Here is a 19,201-nt window from a genome sequence, read left to right on the forward strand (position 1 = left end):
ATGGCAATGACAACCCGTGACCGAGCGCGAATGAGCCTCGGGATCCAGGCAGGCGTGTTCCTCGCCGTCGTGATCGTGCTGGCCATCCTCGTGGACTGGTCAGCGATCCGCAGCAGCTTCTTCGCCGTCGAGAACCTCGGACCGATGTTCCCGGAGATCATCACGATCGGACTGTTCAACACGGTCCAGTACACCGCGGTGGGCTTCATCTTCGGTCTGCTGGGCGGAACGCTGCTGGCGCTGATGCGGATGTCCTCGTTCCCGGTGTACCGGTGGGTCGCCACCGGATACATCGAGTTCTTCCGAGGCATCCCTGCGATCCTGGTCTTCATCGCGCTCGGTTTCGGTGCGTCCCTGGCCTTCGGGGTGAACCTCTCCACGCTGCAGATCGCCGGCACTGCACTGGCGATCGTGGCCAGCGCGTACATCGCGGAGACCCTGCGCGCCGGTCTCCAAGCTGTCCCCAAGGGTCAGCTCGAGGCCGCTCGTGCCCTGGGCATGCCTGCCTGGCGGGCCATGGTGACCATCCAGATCCCGCAGGCATTCCGGATCGTCCTGCCCCCGCTGACCAATGAGGCGATCCTGCTGACCAAGGACTCCTCGCTGATCTTCGTGGTCGGCATGGCCGGCGGCGCCGCCGAGCTGACCAAGATGGGCCGCGACGGCATCAACATCTATCAGGCCGGACTCACCCCGCTGGTGATCGCCGGCTTCTGCTACCTGCTGCTCACCGTGCCGCTCTCGCTGCTCGCGCGTCGCATGGAGCACCGCAGCCCGCGGACGGGGAAGAAGTAGGGATGGATCCGAACATGAGCCAGAACCAGAACCAGAGCCAGAACCAGGGCCGGTCGGCAGGCCTCGAGGGGCCGGGAGCCGTCCGGCCCGAGGTCGCCGGGGCGCGCAGCGCGACCGGAGTGACCATCTCCGGACTGCACAAGTCCTTCGGGGACAACGAGGTGCTCAAGGGCATCGACATGAGCGTCGCGCCGGGAGAGGTCGTCTGCCTCATCGGCGCGTCGGGCTCCGGGAAGTCCACCCTGCTGCGCTGCGTGAACCGGCTGGAGAACCCCGACGCGGGCACCATCACCGTGGGTGAGCATGAGGCCACCCACCCGGATGTGAACCTCGACGCCATGCGCCGACAGATCGGCATGGTCTTCCAGCAGTTCAATCTGTTCCCGCATCTGAGCGTGCTGGAGAACTGCACGATCACGCCGCGCCGGGTGCTGCGCCAGTCCACGGCTGAGGCCGAGGCGGAGGCGCTGGCCCAGCTGGACACTGTGGGACTCAAACATCTCGCCGATCGCAGACCCGACCAGCTCTCCGGCGGCCAGCAGCAGCGAGTGGCCATCGCCCGCGCGCTGACCATGAAGCCGCAGCTGATGCTCTTCGACGAACCCACCTCCGCGCTGGACCCCGAGACTGTCGGTGATGTGCTCGCCAGCATGCGCAAGCTCGCCCAGGCCGGGATGACCATGCTCGTGGTGACCCACGAGATGGGCTTCGCCCGAGAGGTCGCCGACCGGGTGGTGTTCATGGATCAGGGTCTCGTCGTCGAAGAGGGCCCTGCCGCCGAACTCATCGGAGACCCCCAGCAGCCGCGCACTCAAGACTTCCTGCGCCGGGTGCTCCACCCGCTGGGGGAGTGAGCTTCCGGGCACCAGGACACGCTCGGCCGGCGGGATGCCCATTGCCGGCCCGGCCCGGTAGGCTCAGCGCTGTGACAAGCGTTGACCCCAGCACGACCAGTTCTCCCCGCCGTTTCAGCGACCACACCACCGCGCGCGTCGGCGGTCCCGCCGGCCGCTGGATCCGCGCCGAGTCGCAGGCCCAGGCGATCGAGGTGCTCCGCGAGCACCCGCTGCCCGATGAGGATCAGCGCGAACACGGTCGCGACACCCTCATCGTGCTCGGCGGCGGCTCGAATCTGCTGGTCACCGAGGACGGCTTCCCCGGAACGGTGCTGCAGCTCGCCTTCACCGGCATCGACACCGAGGAGCACAGCGCCGGCCGGGTGCTGCTGAGCGTGGCGGCAGGGCACGACTGGGACGACGTCGTCCGGTTCAGCGTTGCGCACGGCCTCACCGGTCTGGAGGCCCTCTCCGGCATTCCCGGGTCCACAGGTGCAGTGCCGGTGCAGAATGTCGGCGCCTACGGTGCTGAAGTCGCCCAGACGCTGAAGGACGTGCGGGCCTGGGACCGGGCGCGCGGAGAGCTGATCAGCTTCTCCAAGGAGCAGCTGCGGTTCGGCTACCGGGATTCGCTGCTCAAGCAGACCACCGTGCACGGCTCACCCCGCTATGTGGTGCTCTCCGTGCGCTTCCTGCTGCAGAACCGTTCCGATGGGCTCTCGGCCCCGGTACGCTACGGCGAGTTGGCGAGGACGCTGGGCCTGGACGCCGAGAGCGCGGACCATGAGCGCCGCGCCCCGCTGGATCAGGTCCGCCGCACCGTGCTGAGACTGCGGGCAGGCAAGGGGATGGTGCTCAGTGAAGGCGACCACGACACCTGGTCCACCGGGTCCTTCTTCACCAACCCCATCGTGCCCAGGGACAAGGCCGCCGCGCTTCCAGCCGACGCGCCGCAGTTCGCCGCAGGGGTCGACGACTCGGGCCGTCCGCTGGTGAAGCTCTCCGCGGCGTGGCTCATCGATCACGCGGGCTGCGGCAAGGGATTCGGACTCCCTGACGGGCCGGAGGCCGGACGCGGAGCCCAGGGCGTGGGACTCGCTGGCGGCCGTGCCTCACTGTCGACCAAGCACACGCTGGCGGTGACCAACCGCGGAGCTGCGACGACAGATGATCTGCTCGCCGTGGCCCGCGCGGCTCGCGACCAGGTCAGCGCCACCTTCGGGATCACCATGCACCAGGAGCCCGTGCTGATCGGCCACTCGCTCTGAGCTGAGCTGAGCTGGGCTGGGCTGGGCTGAGCAGCCGGAGCCCAGCCCGGCCCGGCCGGCCCAGCCGAGGAACAGTCGAGGAACAGTCGAGCTCAGAGCCTGCCGACGGCGATCAGCAGCATGCGGCGCAGCGGCTCGGCGGCGCCCCAGAGAAGCTGGTCGCCCACGGTGAATGCGGAGATGTACTCCGGGCCCATCTCGAGCTTGCGGACCCGACCCACCGGCACGTCCAGGGTGCCGGTCACGGCCACCGGGGTCAGCTGGGCCACGGTGGCGTCCTTCTCATTGGGCACCAGCTTGGCCCATTCAGTGCCGGAGTCGATGATCTCCTCGATCTCGGCGAGCGGAATGTCTTCACGCAGCTTCAGCGTCAGCGCCTGGGAGTGCGAGCGCAGCGCGCCCACTCGCACGCAGAGCGAGTCGAACGGCACGGCGGCACCGCGGCCCGAGACTCCCGGGGCGAGGTTCTCACCGCGGCCGAGGATCTTGTTGGTCTCCACCCCGGCCTTCCACTCCTCCTTGGCCACACCGTTGCCGAGATCGGCGTCGATCCAGGGGATGAGCGATCCCGCCAGCGGCACGCCGAACTGAGAGGCGTCGAGACCGCTCTGCTGGGCCGCCAGCACGGCACGATCGATGTCGAGGATGGCCGAGGCGGGATTCTCCATCTCCTCGGCCACGGCGGAGTGCAGGGCCCCGAACTGGGCGAGCAGCTCCCGCATATGCTTGGCGCCGCCGCCGGAGGCTGCCTGGTAGGTCATGGCGGTGCCCCATTCGACCAGGTCCTGCTTGAAGAGCCCGCCGAGGCCCATGAGCATGTTGGAGACCGTGCAGTTGCCGCCGATGAACTCCTTCACCCCTGCCTTCAGCCCGGCGTCGATGACGTCCCGATTGATGGGGTCCAGCGCGATGATCGAGGTGTCTGCCATCCGGAGGGTGGAGGCGGCGTCGATCCAGAGCCCCTGCCATCCTGCGGCGCGCAGCTTGGGGTAGACCTCACTGGTGTAGTCGCCGCCCTGGGCGGTGACGATGATCGGAAGCTTGACCAGGTTCTCCAGATCGAAGGCATCCTGCAGGACGGTCTCCTCCGGAGTGACACCTTCGAAGCTCGGAGCCTGGCCTCCGGCATTGGAGGTGGAGAAGAACACCGGGTTGATGTGGGCGAAGTCTCCCTGATCGAGCATGCGGCCGATCAGCACGGAGCCGACCATGCCGCGCCATCCGATCAGACCCACGGAGGGGGTCTCGCCGGCGACGGCGGAAAGGGCAGGGGACGCTGAAGCGAAAGCGGCAGATGTCATGTTTCCAGGGTAGCGGAGTCAGTTCCGACCGTCAGGGCCGGCCTCGGAGGCCCCGCGCAGCAGCCGACGGCGCGAAAGGTGTGCCCAGAGCCCGCCGGCCACCCAGATCTGCGCGACGAAGAGGAAGCCGAGCCCCGGCACCAGCCGGTCATTGAGCACCAGGATGAACCCCAGGGTGACCGTGACCAGCGCCAGGATCGGCAGGACCAGGTAGCCACCCAGTCCCAGCATCAGCAGCCGGCTCGAGTTCTCCCGCGCAGGGTCCGGAGGGGTGTTCTCAGTCATCACAGACCTTGCTCCACCGATTCAGCTCGGTGCTGACCCGCATCTGCTGGGTCCTCGGTGCTGGCCCGTCGGCGGTGGGTCTCGATGTGGTACTCCAGTCCCTGCGTGCTGCGGTGGGTTCCGTTCGCGGGCTCGCGGCGCGAGAGCTCCCACTCCTCGGGAAGCCGCGGTGCGCGGGTGTCCCCGGAGGCGGCCGTCTGGATCACCGTGATGACCGCGAGCTGCGCCAGCGAGCGCTCCACCGCCTCGGCATAGACCCGGCCTCCCCCGATGATCCAGATCCGCGCCGTGCCGAAGGAGGCGGCGAGCCCGAGTCCGGCGTCCAGGCTGGCGACGGTGTGCCCGCCGCGCCTGGTGATCTCCTCGGCGGCCGTCGGATCACCGGTGATCACGATGTTCTCCCTGCCGGGCAGCGGACGGAACCGCTCGGGGAAGGACTCCCAGGTCCTTCGTCCCATGACCACCGGGGATCCCCGCGTCTGCTCCTTGAAATGAGCGAGGTCCTCCGGCAGATGCCAGGGCATGCTTCCGTCCGCGCCGATCACCCCGGTCGGCGTCTGCGCCCAGATCATGCCGATCTCGGGAACGTTGATCTGCGATGTCATACGGCGACGGGTGCCTTGATCCCGGGATGGTGCTGGTAGTCGCGGATCTCGAAGTCCTCGAGCTCATAGTCGAAGATCGAGTCTGGTCGGCGGGTGAACTCCAGCCGCGGAGCCGGGAACGGGGCGCGGGAGAGCTGCTGGCGCACCTGGTCCTGGTGATTGTCGTAGATGTGGCAGTCTCCGCCGGTCCAGATGAACTCGCCGGGCTCGAGGCCCACCTGCTGGGCCACCATCCGTGTCAGCAGCGCGTAGGAGGCGATGTTGAAGGGCACGCCGAGGAACATGTCTGCGCTGCGCTGGTACAGCTGGCAGGAGAGTCTGCCGTCGGCGACATGGAACTGGAACATGATGTGACAGGGAGGCAGCGCCATCTCCTGGATCTGGGCGGGATTCCAGGCGGTGACCAGGTGGCGGCGCGAATCCGGGTCGGTCTTCAGCGAAGTGATGAGAGCCTCGATCTGGTCGATGTCCTCCCCGGAGCCGGTGGGCCAGGAGCGCCACTGCACGCCGTAGATGGGGCCGAGCTCGCCGTCGGCATCGGCCCATTCGTTCCAGATCCGCACGCCGCGCTCCTGCAGCCAGCGAGCGTTGGAGTCCCCTCGGAGGAACCAGAGCAGCTCCAGCGCCACGGACTTGAAGTGCACCCGCTTGGTGGTGATCAGGGGGAAGGACTCTGCGAGATCGAACCGGATCTGGCGTCCGAAGACGCTGGTGGTGCCGGTCCCGGTGCGGTCAGACTTGGCGGTGCCGGAGTGCAGCACATCGGCGAGCAGGTCCTCGTACGGGGTGGGGATGGTCGAGTTCACGGACCACAGCATACCGGGGCAGGCCCGCGGCTCCTACGTCACCCTCCTGCGCTCAGGCGCTGGCCTGCTGGGAGCGGTACTCGGGGTAGCGACGCAGATAGGCGTCGATATAGGTGCACTCGGAGGCGAAGAGCCTGCCTTCTTCCTTGAAGGTGTCCAGCAGCAGGGTCACCAGGCAGCGGGCGTAGCCCTGGCGGCCATGCTGCGGGTGCACGATCGTGTGCTGGAGCAGCGTCACCTCCTGCCCGCGCAGCGTCTCGGGGACGAAGCCGATGAAGCCGATGAAGGTGCGCTGGTCGTTGATGCTGTCCCAGAGCTCGGCACGACCGCGATCCTCGTCGATGCGGAGTTCGGCGGTGGGGTGGACGTTCTTCTGCGCACTCATGGACCGAGACTACCGTCACATCCATGCTCTGTCAGGGGTCTGCGAAGGGTTCAGTCCTCGAAAGGCTCGTAGACCTCGAGGGCAACGATCTCTCCGCCGCGATCCATCGCCTGCTGGGCGACCAGCACCGCGCCAGGACGCAGATAGGGGTCCTCATCGGGCATGGCGCTGCCAAGCTCGGGCGTCTGGAACCAGGCGTTCATCGTCTCGAGGATCAGCGGCAGCACGGGGCGGTGGGTGCAGATCAGGGTGGGAAGCAGCAGCTCGAGGCAGCGACGAGTCCGGGCCCTGGTCCGTTCCGGGTGGGCCTCGGCACGCTTCTCGGTGAGCGACTTGCGGTAGGTGGCCCGGTTGCGGTGGGCCTTCACATAGGGCGCGATGGTCTCCTCGCAGCGCTTCCATGGGCTGGACTCGAGGTGTCGGGGCCGCCAGCAGATCAGCAGCCGCTCCACTGAGCGGGCCTGCCGCTTGCCGGTGGCCGCAAGCGGACGTTCGGACTCGGCGCGGGACCAGGAGGAGCGCGGCTTGGCCTTGGCGTGGCGCAGCACGATGAACGGCAGCGTGTGCAGACGCTGCTGCTCGTGCAGGCTCTCAAGCTCGTCCAGCGGGAGCACGTCTCCACGATTGGTGAGCATCTCCCGAGCGCGGGCGACGTCGACCCAGACAGTCTCGTCCACCTCATCACCGTCAGGGACGGGGGTGCCCTCTGCGACCTGCGCGGCCCAGTACCAGACTTCTTTGGTCTTGCCGCCGTTCGCCCTGCTCGCACCGTTGCCGCGGGCCTTGCCCACCGAGTATCGGGTGATCGGCAGGGGCATGCCCAGACGCACCTTCAGCCCGATCTCCTCGCGCACCTCCCGAACGGCGCATTCAGGAAGGGTCTCACCCTCATCGAGCTTGCCCTTGGGGAAGGACCAGTCGTCGTAGCGCTGCCGGTGAATCAGCAGGACCTCGAGCTCGCCGCGGCGCAGCCGCCAGCACAGCGCTCCTGCGGCCAGTATCTCGGCATCGGTGCCGTCATCGGAGACCGTGACAGTTCGGCGGCGGGGGACCTTGATCATGGTCTCGGGGGAGCTCACGAGGAACCAAGATATCAGTCGCGGTCAGTGGTGTGTTCGTCGGCGGGAGCGTACATGGTGTCCGCGTCCCATTTGGTGAATCCCAGCTTCTTGTACAGCTCCACGGCAGCCGTGTTGTCCGCGTCCACGTAGAGCATGATCGCGTCGAGCCCAGCCCGGTGAAGGTGCTCGATCCCGGCCAGGGTCAGGCTGCGCCCGAGTCCGCGTCCCTGTGCGGAGGGAACGACGCCGACCACGTAGACCTCGCCGAGGCCGGGGTCCTGGACCTTGGTCCAGTGGAAACCCAGGAGCTGGTCACCTTCGTAGGCCAGCAGGAACCCCGCGGGATCGAACCAGTCCTCCTGCATGCGCGCATGCAGGTCCTCCAGGGTCAGCCGACCCTGCTCCGGGTGATCGGCGAAGGCCGCCGCATTGGCGGCGAGCCAGGCTTCGTCATCGACTCCGGGCCTGAAGCTGCGCAGCGTCACCGAGGCGGGAAGCTCCGGGGACGGGGCCTCGTCCAGCGTGGTCAGTCGCATGCGCCAGAGCTCTCGCACCGGTCTCCAGTCGTAGCGCCGGGCGAGCCGCGCGGCCGCGTCGTGCTCGCCATGAGCCCAGGCGCGCCGCATCCTGCCCGAAGCGCTTGTGAGCACCTGAGAGGTCAGCGTCCGGACCAGAGCGGTGCCGATCCCGCGCTGCCGGCAATTGGGCCTGACCACCAGCTCCAGCACATCAGGGACACCTTCGCCGCCTTCGACGACGACGCCCGCCCCGGCCAGCAGCCGCGTCTCTGTGGAGGGGTCGGTCCAGGCATAGGCGATGTGAAGCGGACTGCGCCCTGTCCCGTCCGGCTCCGGACCAGCTCCGGCACCGGATTCAGCACCGGATTCAGCGCCGGATACACCGCCGGATTCAGCGCGGGACTCGGCCGCTCGCCGGTCGGATGCCCGGTGCAGCTCGACAAGGGTCTGCTCGGAGAACGGGGGGTTCGCGTCGGCTTCAGCAGAGACCGCCGCGAGCTCCAGCAGAGCCTGGTGCAGGTCGGCCCCCGGTGCTCCGCTGCTCAGCTCGACCACTGTCTGATCTGGATCCTCTGGGGTGACATCCGTGGTGCTCATGGGCTCACTGTATCGGAGCCGCTGGTCGCGGTCACCAGGTTCCCCGGCGACCGGTCTGCCCGGCGGCGGTGCCGGATCAAGGGCCCGGCACGCGCAGGGAATCAGGCCGCGTCGACGCCGTCGTCCTGTCCGGATGGGCCGGCCGTGCTGGGGGCATCGGTCCCGCTGACCACCAGGCGGTACCCCACATTGCGCACCGTGCCGATGAGTGATTCGTGGTCCGGGCCGAGCTTGGCGCGCAGTCGGCGAATGTGGACGTCCACGGTCCGGGTGCCGCCGAAGTAGTCGTAGCCCCAGACGTCGTGCAGCAGGCGGTCGCGGGTGAAGACCTGGCCCGGATGCAGAGCCAGGTGCTTGAGCAGCTCGAACTCCTTATAGGTCAGGTTCAGCAGGCGCCCGTTGATGGTGGCCATATAGGTGGTCTCATCGATGGTGATCCCTCCGGCACGGATCTCTCCCACCGTCGTCTCCTCGGGGGTCTCCACGGCGGCCAGCCGGATGCGCGCGTCGACCTCGCCGGGGCTGGCCTCTCCGAGGATGAAGTCGTCGGCCTGCCAGGACTCGTTGAGCGTGGGCAGCCCCGCCTCGGTGACGATCACCAGCACGGGGGAGAGCATGGAGGACTTCACGAGCTGGCACAGCGACCTCGCATGCGCCAGCTTGTTCCGTGCGTCGATCAGGGTCACATCGACGTTCGGCGCCCGCACGATCGAAGAGGCCTCCGCCGGGAAGGTCCGGATCCGGTGGGTGAGCAGCTCCAGCGACGGAAGTGCGTCGTCGGGGGCGTCTGAGAGCAGCAGAACGTGAGCCATGCATGACTCCTTCCCCTTGGGTCACTGTGGTCACCGGGCCCCGAGGGTCCCCTCCGCATCGGAAGCTGAATCCGTTGCGACTGCCGCCCTCGCCAGGTGCTTCGGCGAGGGCCGACGGCGGTGATTGCGGTCATGACTGCCACACATTCCACAATGTGAAAACGTGATTCAGCGATCTGGAGATGAGTATAGGCGACGTGTGGAGCGCCGACCTCTAGGATGGCCTGTTGTGAAGTACATCCCGGTGGCCGCCTCCTCCCTGTTCGCAGCGACTGCGCTCGCCCTCGCCTCCTGGGCCGGGACCTTCACGACGACGCTGGTGGCCTGCGTGCTCTGCGTGTTCATCGCCCTCGGCTGGCCGCAGCTGATGGGAGTCGCGGCCAGACGGTCGCTCTCTGCGGTCATCGCCTCAGCAGGTGTCATCGCCGTGCTGGGCGCGGCCGTGGTGGGCACCGCAGACGATCTGTTCTTCTGGTCCTCGGTGGCGCTCGCCTTCGGGGTGATGAGCGTCTTCCTGATCCAGGTGCTGCGCGGCACGGGACGCCCGCACCGGCTGGAGTCCACCATCGGCGCCTGTGCCGGAGTGGTGATCGCCACCACGACTGCGGGCTGGGTGGCGGGGCTGCGCTACCCCGTGGAGCTGGCCGACGCCGCCGGCGGGGAGGACGCCACGGGCATTCTGGCGGTGCGGGGACTGTTCGCCGTGGAGAACTCCACGCTGCTGGCCGTGACCGGGGCATCCGGTGAGCTCGCCGTGGTGACCCTCGCTGCCGGGACCCTCGTGGCGGGCACAGTGTTGGCGGCCGTGCCGCTGCGCAACGCGCTCGCGATGCCCCTGGTGGTCATCGGCAGCGTGGCGGCTGCGATCGGCATGACCCTGGCCTGGGGCGAGCTGACGCTGCTCTTCGCCGGAACGATCGGTCTGGTGGCTGGACTGCTGCTGGCCTCCTTCCGCCGATTCCTGATGGCGCAGGGTCCGCCGCAGGGGATTCTCTCCGGCATTGCGGTGGGCGCGGCACCCATCGCCGCGATGGGCGCGCTGACGTACTTCACGGAGCGTCTGCTGCTGGTGTGAAGTTGTACACTTTGACCCATGAACTTCGCATTGCAGAACGTCTCGCTGCTGGCACTGGAGATCTTCTTCATCGGGCTGCTGCTCCTGGTGACGCTGATCATCGCCGGCATCTCCTGGACCGTCATCTCCCGCCTGTACAAGGGTCAGCGCTGATCCGCCGTCGTCACACCTGCATCCAGGGCGGCGGTGCGGCACGCGCCCCCATCCAGGGCTGTGGCGCGGCACGCGTCCCCGGCCCGGACCTGAGCGAGGGCTGAGTCCGTGGCCGCCATGGAGCTTCCCACAGATCTCACCCCGGAGCTCGCGCCGCTCTACTGGCTGCTGGGCAGCTGGAGAGGCCAGGGCCGCCTCGGCTCGGGGGAGCAGGACGATCCGATCTTCACCCAGGACGTCACCTTCCGCGACACCGGCCTCGAGTTCGTCGAGTACCGCGCGGAGACCTGGCTCGCCGACGATGCCGGGACCAGGCTGCGCCCGCTCTCCGTGGAGTCCGGCTACTGGTCCCTCGACCGCGCCCGCACCGACGCCGACGTCGGACCCGGGCTGACCCCGGGGGACGTGGTGCCCGCCTATAAGAGCGCCGAGGATGTGCATCAGCTCTCCCAGCAGGACGGGTCCTTCCCGATCACTGCCACCATCGCGCATCCGGGCAGCATCACCGAGCTCTACTACGGCAGGATCAAGGGCCCGCAGCTGCAGCTCTCCACCGACGCGGTGATGCGCGGGGAGCACGCAGCGGAATACCCGGGCGCCTCCCGCATGTTCGGACTGGTGAACAGTCAGCTGTTCTGGCGCTGGGATCTGCGCAGGGCAGACGGAACGACGACGCCGCATGCCTCGGCGATCCTGGACCGCACCGCTTCGGCCGATGAGGTCAGCGCGACGCGCACCGGCTGACCCGCAGGGCGCGGCCGGCCACCGACCGGTCTCCGCGCAGGGGGGATGCACGCTCAACGGCGGGTCCCCGGCAGCAGCACGTCCCGCGTCCGAGCACGTCACACGCCTCGATGAAGGAGTCCACCCGTGGATGAAAGCCTCAGCTCAGAACTGCTCTCCCGCCCGGGGGCCGTGCCCGACGGCGGCGACGACGCCCAGGTGGCCGCTCACTACGGCGACCCCACGCGCGAGCAGCGGGCCCTGGCCCGCGGGTCGGCTGTGGTCGACCTCTCCCACCGCAGCGTGGTCACCGTGTCCGGGCCCGACCGGCTCTCCTGGCTGACCACCCTGTCCTCCCAGCAGGTGACGGGACTCAAGCCTGGCGAGCCCACGGAGCTGCTGCTGCTGGACATCTCCGGACGCATCGAACACGATGCCGCCGTCATCGACGACGGCGAGACCGTCTGGCTCATCACCGAGAAGTCCCATGGACCGGTGCTCGCGCAGTGGCTCGACGCGATGAAGTTCACGCTCCGCGTGGAGATCACCGATCGCACCGCCGACTTCGCCGTGCTCGGCTCCATGGCTGCGCTGCCGGAGGCCGCCTCGGGTGCTCCGGTGATGGTCTGGGAGGACCCCTGGCCGCGGCTCGGTCCGGGCGCAGCCAGCTACGCGGCCATCGACGAGGCCGACCATCCCGGTGCCGACTGGTCCTGGCAGCTCAGTCTGGTGGAGCGCTCCCAGCTTGGCGCGATCATCGACTCGCTGCAGGAGGCCGGGTGGATCCTCGCCGGAACCATGGCGGCGGAGGCGCTGCGGATCGCCGCCTGGCGTCCGCGGCTGGCTCGGGAGGTGGATGAGAAGGCCATTCCGCACGAGCTGGACCTGATCCGCACGGCGGTGCACCTGAGCAAGGGCTGCTATAAGGGCCAGGAGACTGTGGCCCGCGTGCACAACCTCGGGCACCCGCCGCGCCGACTGGTGTTCCTGCACCTGGATGGCAGCGAGCACACGCTTCCTGCCATCGGCTCCGATGTCCTGGCCGCCACGGCCGGAGCCTCCGAGGAGCAGCTGGTCGGCGAGCGACCTGTCGGCAAGGTCACCTCGGTGGCCCGTCATCATGAGATGGGCCCCATTGCCCTGGCACTGGTCAAGCGCAAGGTCGATCCCGAACTCCAGCTCGTGGTCCGCGATGCCGGCACCGAGACGCCGAGCTTCTATGCGGCGGCACAGGAGGTCATCGTGCGTCCCGATGCTGGTCAGGCCGTGGGACGTCCGCAGGGAGACTTCCTGCGTGCTCCGCGCCGCTGAGACGAGCTAGCCGAAGGCCACGGTGGTCTGCGTGCCGGCCTGGGTGAAGCCCAGCCGCGAGGCGATGCGCAGTCCCGCCGGGGACGTCTCGCTCGCCCGCCACTGGGGAACGAGTCCCTCCACGAACGCCTCTTCAGCCGCGACGGCCGCGAGGTGCAGACCCACCCCGGCGCCGCGCCGGGACGGGATCGTGAGCACTCGGATGTCGGCGAGCATCCCCGCCCAGACACTGCGCCCGGCGGCGCCGAGCCCGGCCCCGGTGTCCTCGTCCACCAGCGCCGCGCTCCAGGAGGCCTCGGCGATCCCTGAGGCTGTCACGTCGTCGGCGGGCGAGTCGGTGAGCACCGAGTCCACATGCGTCGGCTCGAAGGAGACGGCACCGGAGTCTGGTGCTCCGAGACTGGGCGGCTCCTCGGCGTAGAGCAGCCGGGAGGTGCCCAGGCTGCGGGCTCCGGGCCCGTGCCGCCGCCCGAGATCCAGCAGGCACCGCTCCTGGACGAGCTCCGGATCTTCCAGCGCGCGGGCGCGTCGGATCGCCTCGGGGGGACCACTGAGAATGCCGTGGCCGAAGAGTCGGAGGAACGAGAGTGCGGAGCCCTCGGGCTGGACGACCTCGTGGCGCGACGGGGTGCCGAGCAGCTCGTCGTCGGCGAGTCCGAGGATCCGCGCCCAGGACAGACAGATGATGTTGCGCGTATGGTCTTGCAGCGTCATCGGTTCCGGCTCGCCGGCTGGATCATGGGACTGGCTCATGGGGCTGGCTCAAGGGTGAGCGATCATGCCCTCGGCTCATCGGCCGAAGAGGATCTGCGCCTCGTCATAGCGTTCCGCCGGCACTGCCTTGAGCCCGTCCAGGGCCTCGGCGAGATCGACTTTGACGATCTCGGTGCCGCGCAGGGCCGCCATATGTCCCCAGGCCCGCTCGTGCACGAGGTCCAGCGCTCGGATGCCGAAGCGGGTGGCCAGCACGCGATCGTAGCCGGTGGGATTTCCTCCGCGCTGGATGTGGCCCAGAGTCGTGTTGCGGGACTCGATGCCGGTCTTGGCCTCGATCTGACGGGTCACCCAGTCGCCGATTCCACCGAGCCGGGGACGGCCGTCCTCCTCCTCGCCCTTGCCGGCGAGAGCCTCCTCCGCGTCCTCCGGGATGAATCCCTCGGCCACGACCACGAGCGGCGAGCGTCCCCGGGAGTGAACCTGCTCCACCCATTCGCAGACCTGGTCCATGGAGATTCGGTGCTCCGGGATCAGGATGGCGTGGGCTCCGGCCGCCATGCCCGAGTGCAGGGCGATCCATCCCACGTGGCGACCCATGACCTCGGCGACCATGCAGCGATGGTGGGACTCGCCGGTGGTGCGCAGCCGATCCATCGCATCGGTCGCGATGGAGATCGCCGTGTCGAAGCCGAAGGTGTAGTCGGTGGCCTTGAGGTCGTTGTCGATGGTCTTGGGCACGCCGACCACGGGGATGCCGTCGTCGGCGAGGCGCTTGGCGCCGGCGAGCGTGCCTTCGCCGCCGATGGCGATCACCGCATCGATGTCATGGCGCTTGAGCTGCTTGGCCATGTTCTCGGGCCCGCCCTGCGGGTGGTTGTACGGGTGGGTGCGGGAGGTGCCGAGGATCGTGCCCCCCTCGCGGGAGAGGCCGCGCACAGACTGTCGGGGGAGGTCGATGTAGTCACCCTCGATGACTCCTCGCCAGCCGCCCTTGAAGCCGACGAATTCATCGCCGTAGCTCTTGATGCCGTGCAGCACGGAGGAGCGGATGACGGCATTGAGGCCGGGGCAGTCGCCGCCGGAGGTGAGCAGTCCGATACGCATGTGATTCAGCTCGTCCCTTCATGGATTCCAGGTGGATCTCGAGCCTGACTTCCTCGGCAGGTGCTGCTACGAGTCTATGGGCTGGGCTCCCAGGTTTCACCCGGTCACCGGTCACCGATCACCGCGGGCGGACTGGAGTCCTTGTCCAGCTTCTAGGTGTACTGACCTGACAGGTTAATCAATCTGGTGATGGGAGCCTTGTTCCCGCAGGCGGTGTGGGGCCGGTGATGATTATATTCGTGGAGCCATCCCGCAAGGTCATCCCGGCGCTGTGTCTCGCTGGTATAACAACGCGCATAACCCCACCCATCAGCCAGGGTGCGATGGAATCGTTCGATCTTGCCGTTGGTCTGTGGCCGGCGAGGCCGAGTCCGGCAGTGCCGGATGCCGAGTTCGATACATGTGTCTCGCCACAGGTGTGAGACGTAGGCCGAACCGTTGTCTGAGAGAACCCTTCGGGTGGTGACCCCGCGCTCGGCGAACCACGTCACGGCCCGTTTCAGCACCGCGGTGGCCGTGGCGGCGGTCTCGTCATCGTGGACCTCGGCGTAGGCCACCCGGGAGTGGTCATCGATCACCGTATGCACGAAGGCGTACCCCATTTTGGGGTTGCGATACTGATTCTTCGGCTTTCCCAGGGTCGCGGCCCGGTTCCGTCCACCCTGGGAGCGACCTACGAAGCGCCAGCCGCCGCCGTCGGGGATGTTGCCGAGCTTCTTGACATCTACGTGGAGCAGATCCCCGGGTGCAGCGTGTTCGTAGCGGCGAACGGGCTCACCGGTGGCCCGGTCCACATGGGCGAGCCGATGCAGCCCGCACCGAGTCAGCACCCGGTGAGCGGTCGAGGGAGCGACCCCGGTCGCGGCGGCGAGCTGGACCGGACCGACCCGCTTACGAAGCCGCAGCGACACGATCCGCTTCGTCACCGCAGGCGGGGTCTTTGCCGGCATGCGGTCTGGACGGCTGGAGCGATCGGCCATCGGCTCCCCGGCTGCGTACCGGTCCGCCCAGCGCTTCACGGTCGGCCAGGCGCATTGAAACCGTGCCGCGACTTCGGAGATCGGGACGCCTCGATCGATGACCAGCTGGGCGACCTTCAGGCGGTGACGCGGAGTCAGAGCAGCGTTAGCGTGGGACATGGGAGCCTCCTGTGCGTGAGCGGATACTTAGGCAGTTCCACTCCACCGCAGGAGGCTCTCTTTGTGCCAGGGTTCAGATCAGCGGATCACACAGAGTTAACCAACGTCCCCGGTCAGTACATCTAGGCGAGCAGCTCCTGGATGCGCTGAAGGCCCCTCTCCAGGTCTTCGTCTCCCAGGGCATAGGACAGGCGCAGGAATCCGCTGGGACCGAAGGCCTCACCCGGGACCACGGCGACCTTGGCCTGTTCGAGGATGATCTCCGCCAGCTCGGCCGAGGTCTGCGGCGTCTGTCCCCCGATCTCCCGACCCAGGGCCTCGCGGACATCCACATAGACGTAGAAGGCCCCCTCCGGGGTGGGGCAGGAGAACCCTTCGACGGCGTTGAGTCCGCTGACGATGGCCCTGCGGCGTCGATCAAAGGCCGTCTTCATCTTCTCCACGGCTTCGAGGGACCCCTCGACCGCGGCGAGAGCCGCCATCTGCGAGACATTGGCGACGTTGCTGGTGGCGTGGGACTGCAGGTTCGAGGCGGCCTTGATGATGTCGGTGGGACCGACCATCCACCCGACCCGCCACCCGGTCATGGCGTAGGTCTTGGCGACCCCGTTGAGGATGACGACCTGATCGGCCAGCTCGGGCAGCGCTGCGATGGAGGTGAACTCGGCGTCGTCGTAGGTCAGGTGCTCATAGATCTCGTCGGTGACGACCCACAGTCCCTTCTCAGCGGCCCAGCGGCCGATCTCGCGCACCGCCTCCGGGGAGTAGACCGCGCCCGTGGGATTGGAGGGGGAGACGAACACGAGCACCTTGGTCCGCTCGGTGAGGACGCTCTCCAGCTGGTCCAGGGTGACCTTGTAGCCCTGCTCGGGTCCCGCGAAGATGTCCACCGGGACGCCGCCGGCCAGCTTGATCGCCTCCGGGTAGGTGGTCCAGAAGGGTGTCGGGACGATGACCTCGTCGCCCGGGTCCAGCAGCGTGGCAAAGGTGTTGTAGACGGCCTGCTTGCCACCATTGGTGATCAGCACGTTCGCCGGGGCGAGCGGCTCACCATCGATCACGTAGCCAGAGTCGCGGGTGGTCTTCTGCGCCACGGCCCTGCGCAGCTCGGGCAGCCCGGCGGCGGGGGAGTAGCGGTGGAAACGCGGCTGCTGCGCAGCTTCGATCGCTGCGGAGACGATGTAGTCAGGGGTCGGGAAGTCCGGCTCACCCGCGCCGAACCCGATGACATCCTCACCGGCGGCCTTCATCGCTTTGGCCTTGGCGTCGACGGCAAGGGTGGCAGACTCGGCGATCGAGCCGATACGGTCGGAGATGCGGGAGCTCGGTGCAGTCATGTCGGTGGGATCCTTTCGGGATTCATGGACTGATTCAACAGTACCGGTTTGTCCTGTGCCGGGCCGAGAGCGTAGACTCGTCTCCCGGTGTCTCCGGCACCTCCGATCGATCGTGCCCCAAAACCGGTTCGCCGGCAGGGGTGCGGTAGCGTGACGGAGGATCGGGATCCCTAGGGCAGTGGCGCAATTGGTAGCGCAACGGTCTCCAAAACCGTAGGTTGCAGGTTCGAGTCCTGTCTGCCCTGCTAGGCACCCGCCTTAACCGTGAACAGATGGAGTCTTTGTGTCCCAGTCGCCTTCGACGCCAGAGCAGGGCTCCACGCCTGACGGCGGCGAACCGAAGGGCCCGTTCGGGAAGGTGTGGCTGTTCCTTCGCCAGGTCATCGACGAGCTCAAGAAGGTCGTCGTCCCGACGAGGCGCGAGCTGACCAACTACACGCTGGTCGTGCTGGTCTTCGTCGTGATCGTGATCGGGATCGTCACCGGATTCGATGCCATCTTCAGCCGAGGGGCCGAAGCACTCTTCGGCTCCACGGGGAGCGGAGTCGAGCAGCCCGCGGAGCCGCCGGCCCAGGACGGCGCCGGAGACGGCGGCGCTGGGGATGATGGCGCCGCTGAAGACGGCGCAGGAGAAGACAGCGCTGAAAACGGTGACTGACAACTGACGAGGAAGCGATGACGCAGTCAGCGCATTCGTCACGTGAACGAGAGCTCGCCGTGTGGTCGGTGAGCACCACGGAAAGCAGGAGAACAGTGTCTGATCAGGATCTTTCGCAGCAGGCCGAAGAGGTCGACGCCGCCCAGGACGCCCCTGCAGAGGCAGCAGGGCAGACCACAGCCGCTGCCGACGAGGCAGCTGAGGCTGAGTCCCAGGACGAGTCCCAGCCTGAGACCGAGGGCGAGCAGCAGGACGCGTCCGAGCAGGCAGAGGACTCAGTGCAGGACGTCTCCGGCGAGGACTCGACCGAGGACTCCGCCGAGGACACGACTGAGCAGAGCGACTCCACCGAGGATGGGGCCGACACGCAGACGGAGGTGCCCGAGGAGGAGAAGTCCTACGAGGAGCGCGCCGCTGCGCTGAAGTCCAAGCTGCGCCGCCAGCTCGGTGACTGGTACGTGGTGCACACCTACGCCGGCTATGAGAAGCGCGTGAAGTCCAACCTGGAGACCCGCATCCAGACTCAGGACATGGAGGACCACATCTTCGAGATCGAGGTCCCCATGGAAGAGGTCGTGGAGATCAAGGGAACTCAGCGCAAGGTCGTCACCCGAGTCCGGATCCCCGGCTACGTGATCGTCCGCATGGAGCTCACCGACGCCTCCTGGGGCGTGGTGCGCCACACTCCGGGCGTCACCGGTTTCGTCGGCAACGCCCACGATCCGCATCCGCTGAGCTCCGACGAGGTCTTCGCGATGCTCTCGGATCACCTGCTCGGCAAGCCCGACGCCCCCAAGCACGGCGAGGCGGAGGACGGCACCGGTGCGGCGGCCGACTCGAACATCAAGGTCGACTTCGAGATCGGCGAATCCGTCACCGTCACCGATGGCCCCTTCGCCACGCTTCCCGCCTCGATCTCCGAGATCAATGCAGATTCACGTCAGCTCGTGGTCCTGGTCTCGATCTTCGAGCGCGAGACTCCGGTGACGCTGAACTTCAACCAGGTCGAGAAGATCTACTGAGGCTCTGCGGAGCAGGCGAGGCGCGACGTCGTCGTCTGAGCTGCTGAGACAACTACAAACTTTCGACGCCGCAGGTAGCTTTGGCCTGCGGCGTCGAACCGGTCATCACGCCATGATGACCACCCCCCTGCGCCACGCTCCTGTGGCACGGGGACACCAGGTGAGGGCTCTGGCCTTCCGGATCGCACAGCGAGCCGGGCGCAGAGCCTGCAACGTAAGAAAAGGACGCTGAACATGGCCCCGAAGAAGAAAGTCTCCGGCCTGATCAAGCTGCAGATCAACGCAGGCGCCGCTAACCCGGCCCCGCCGATCGGTCCCGCACTCGGTCAGCACGGTGTCAACATCATGGAGTTCTGCAAGGCTTACAACGCCGCGACTGAGTCCCAGCGCGGCAATGTGATCCCTGTGGAGATCACGGTCTACGAGGACCGCTCCTTCACCTTCGTCACCAAGACCCCGCCGGCCGCCGAGCTGATCAAGAAGGCAGCAGGCGTGGCCAAGGGCTCGGGCGTGCCGCACACCGAGAAGGTCGGCAAGCTGACGCAGTCCCAGGTCGAAGAGATCGCGCAGACCAAGATGGAGGACCTCAACGCGAATGACCTCGCCGGGGCCTCCAAGATCGTCGCCGGCACTGCCCGCTCCATGGGCATCACCGTCGAAGGCTGAACAGGGCACACGCCCGGCAGCACGACA

Annotated in this window: 22 protein-coding genes and 1 tRNA gene; 11 read left to right on the forward strand and 12 right to left on the reverse strand. The window is 67.7% G+C overall.

The window, feature by feature from the left end; translation table 11 throughout:
- From H4W27_RS00740 to H4W27_RS00750, 3 genes are all read left to right on the forward strand, one after another.
- Positions 1-795, forward strand: a complete 795-nt coding sequence (locus H4W27_RS00740; RefSeq protein WP_192594238.1) for an amino acid ABC transporter permease — start codon at positions 1-3, stop codon at positions 793-795.
- A 14-nt stretch (positions 796-809) separates the two neighbouring features.
- Positions 810-1,649 carry an amino acid ABC transporter ATP-binding protein gene (locus tag H4W27_RS00745; RefSeq protein ID WP_192594239.1) on the forward strand — a complete coding sequence of 280 codons (840 nt, stop codon included), beginning with the start codon at positions 810-812 and terminating at the stop codon, positions 1,647-1,649.
- Positions 1,650-1,720: 71 nt separating this feature from the next.
- Positions 1,721-2,899, forward strand: coding sequence for a UDP-N-acetylmuramate dehydrogenase (locus tag H4W27_RS00750; RefSeq protein WP_192594240.1), 1,179 nt, complete (start codon positions 1,721-1,723; stop codon positions 2,897-2,899).
- A 92-nt stretch (positions 2,900-2,991) separates the two neighbouring features.
- On the opposite strand, the gene asd is transcribed toward H4W27_RS00750, so the two are convergent.
- The 8 genes from asd to H4W27_RS00790 form a co-directional block, all read right to left on the reverse strand.
- Positions 2,992-4,200: an aspartate-semialdehyde dehydrogenase gene (gene asd / locus H4W27_RS00755; RefSeq protein WP_192594241.1), complete on the reverse strand. Its 1,209-nt coding sequence runs from the start codon at positions 4,198-4,200 to the stop codon at positions 2,992-2,994.
- A gap of 18 nt (positions 4,201-4,218) precedes the next feature.
- The gene (locus H4W27_RS00760; protein WP_192594242.1) at positions 4,219-4,485 is read right to left on the reverse strand and encodes an NF038396 family protein; all 267 of its coding nucleotides are present in this window, start codon (positions 4,483-4,485) and stop codon (positions 4,219-4,221) included.
- Positions 4,485-5,090 (reverse strand): dihydrofolate reductase, encoded by a 606-nt coding sequence (locus tag H4W27_RS00765; protein ID WP_192594243.1) that lies wholly within the window; start codon positions 5,088-5,090, stop codon positions 4,485-4,487. Before H4W27_RS00765 ends, H4W27_RS00760 begins: the two co-directional genes overlap by 1 nt.
- Entirely contained in the window at positions 5,087-5,896 is an 810-nt protein-coding gene (locus tag H4W27_RS00770; RefSeq protein ID WP_404821840.1) for a thymidylate synthase, read from the reverse strand. Before H4W27_RS00770 ends, H4W27_RS00765 begins: the two co-directional genes overlap by 4 nt.
- Before the next feature lie 52 nt (positions 5,897-5,948).
- Positions 5,949-6,281 (reverse strand): GNAT family N-acetyltransferase, encoded by a 333-nt coding sequence (locus tag H4W27_RS00775; protein WP_192594245.1) that lies wholly within the window; start codon positions 6,279-6,281, stop codon positions 5,949-5,951.
- Between the two features lie 50 nt (positions 6,282-6,331).
- Entirely contained in the window at positions 6,332-7,360 is a 1,029-nt protein-coding gene (locus H4W27_RS00780) for an NUDIX hydrolase (protein ID WP_318782054.1), read from the reverse strand.
- Between the two features lie 14 nt (positions 7,361-7,374).
- Complete coding sequence (gene mshD / locus H4W27_RS00785) at positions 7,375-8,457, reverse strand: mycothiol synthase (protein ID WP_192594246.1); 1,083 nt, start codon at positions 8,455-8,457, stop codon at positions 7,375-7,377.
- A gap of 101 nt (positions 8,458-8,558) precedes the next feature.
- On the reverse strand, positions 8,559-9,269 hold the full coding sequence (locus H4W27_RS00790; protein WP_192594247.1) for a winged helix-turn-helix transcriptional regulator: 711 nt from the start codon (positions 9,267-9,269) through the stop codon (positions 8,559-8,561).
- 229 nt (positions 9,270-9,498) lie between these two features.
- Between H4W27_RS00790 and H4W27_RS00795 the strand changes: the two genes are divergently transcribed.
- The 4 genes from H4W27_RS00795 to ygfZ all read left to right on the forward strand — a co-directional run bounded on the left by H4W27_RS00795 (position 9,499) and on the right by ygfZ (position 12,531).
- Positions 9,499-10,344 carry a hypothetical protein gene (locus H4W27_RS00795; protein WP_192594248.1) on the forward strand — a complete coding sequence of 282 codons (846 nt, stop codon included), beginning with the start codon at positions 9,499-9,501 and terminating at the stop codon, positions 10,342-10,344.
- A gap of 18 nt (positions 10,345-10,362) precedes the next feature.
- On the forward strand, positions 10,363-10,497 hold the full coding sequence (locus tag H4W27_RS13730; protein WP_255316764.1) for a hypothetical protein: 135 nt from the start codon (positions 10,363-10,365) through the stop codon (positions 10,495-10,497).
- A gap of 117 nt (positions 10,498-10,614) precedes the next feature.
- Complete coding sequence (locus H4W27_RS00800; RefSeq protein ID WP_192594249.1) at positions 10,615-11,241, forward strand: nitrobindin family protein; 627 nt, start codon at positions 10,615-10,617, stop codon at positions 11,239-11,241.
- A 126-nt stretch (positions 11,242-11,367) separates the two neighbouring features.
- The gene (gene ygfZ / locus H4W27_RS00805) at positions 11,368-12,531 is read left to right on the forward strand and encodes a CAF17-like 4Fe-4S cluster assembly/insertion protein YgfZ (RefSeq protein ID WP_192594250.1); all 1,164 of its coding nucleotides are present in this window, start codon (positions 11,368-11,370) and stop codon (positions 12,529-12,531) included.
- 6 nt (positions 12,532-12,537) lie between these two features.
- Here ygfZ and H4W27_RS00810 read toward each other — a convergent pair whose 3' ends face one another.
- The 4 genes from H4W27_RS00810 to H4W27_RS00825 form a co-directional block, all read right to left on the reverse strand.
- The gene (locus H4W27_RS00810; protein WP_192594251.1) at positions 12,538-13,284 is read right to left on the reverse strand and encodes a hypothetical protein; all 747 of its coding nucleotides are present in this window, start codon (positions 13,282-13,284) and stop codon (positions 12,538-12,540) included.
- A 36-nt stretch (positions 13,285-13,320) separates the two neighbouring features.
- Positions 13,321-14,352 (reverse strand): 6-phosphofructokinase, encoded by a 1,032-nt coding sequence (locus H4W27_RS00815; protein WP_192594252.1) that lies wholly within the window; start codon positions 14,350-14,352, stop codon positions 13,321-13,323.
- 152 nt (positions 14,353-14,504) lie between these two features.
- Entirely contained in the window at positions 14,505-15,491 is a 987-nt protein-coding gene (locus tag H4W27_RS00820; protein WP_192594253.1) for an IS481 family transposase, read from the reverse strand.
- 122 nt (positions 15,492-15,613) lie between these two features.
- Complete coding sequence (locus H4W27_RS00825; RefSeq protein ID WP_192594254.1) at positions 15,614-16,828, reverse strand: pyridoxal phosphate-dependent aminotransferase; 1,215 nt, start codon at positions 16,826-16,828, stop codon at positions 15,614-15,616.
- 172 nt (positions 16,829-17,000) lie between these two features.
- On the opposite strand from H4W27_RS00825, the gene H4W27_RS00830 reads away from it, so the two are divergent.
- The 4 genes from H4W27_RS00830 (at position 17,001) to rplK (ending at position 19,174) form a co-directional block, all read left to right on the forward strand.
- Positions 17,001-17,073 (forward strand) — tRNA-Trp (locus tag H4W27_RS00830).
- Positions 17,074-17,111: 38 nt separating this feature from the next.
- On the forward strand, positions 17,112-17,486 hold the full coding sequence (secE, locus tag H4W27_RS13785) for a preprotein translocase subunit SecE (RefSeq protein ID WP_192594255.1): 375 nt from the start codon (positions 17,112-17,114) through the stop codon (positions 17,484-17,486).
- A 95-nt stretch (positions 17,487-17,581) separates the two neighbouring features.
- A complete protein-coding gene (nusG, locus tag H4W27_RS00840; RefSeq protein ID WP_318782055.1) occupies positions 17,582-18,508 on the forward strand; it encodes a transcription termination/antitermination protein NusG in 927 nt (308 codons plus the stop codon).
- A 234-nt stretch (positions 18,509-18,742) separates the two neighbouring features.
- The gene (gene rplK / locus H4W27_RS00845; RefSeq protein ID WP_192592255.1) at positions 18,743-19,174 is read left to right on the forward strand and encodes a 50S ribosomal protein L11; all 432 of its coding nucleotides are present in this window, start codon (positions 18,743-18,745) and stop codon (positions 19,172-19,174) included.
- Positions 19,175-19,201 lie beyond the last annotated feature (27 nt).

This window comes from Nesterenkonia lutea, assembly GCF_014873955.1.
GTDB lineage: Bacteria > Actinomycetota > Actinomycetes > Actinomycetales > Micrococcaceae > Nesterenkonia > Nesterenkonia lutea.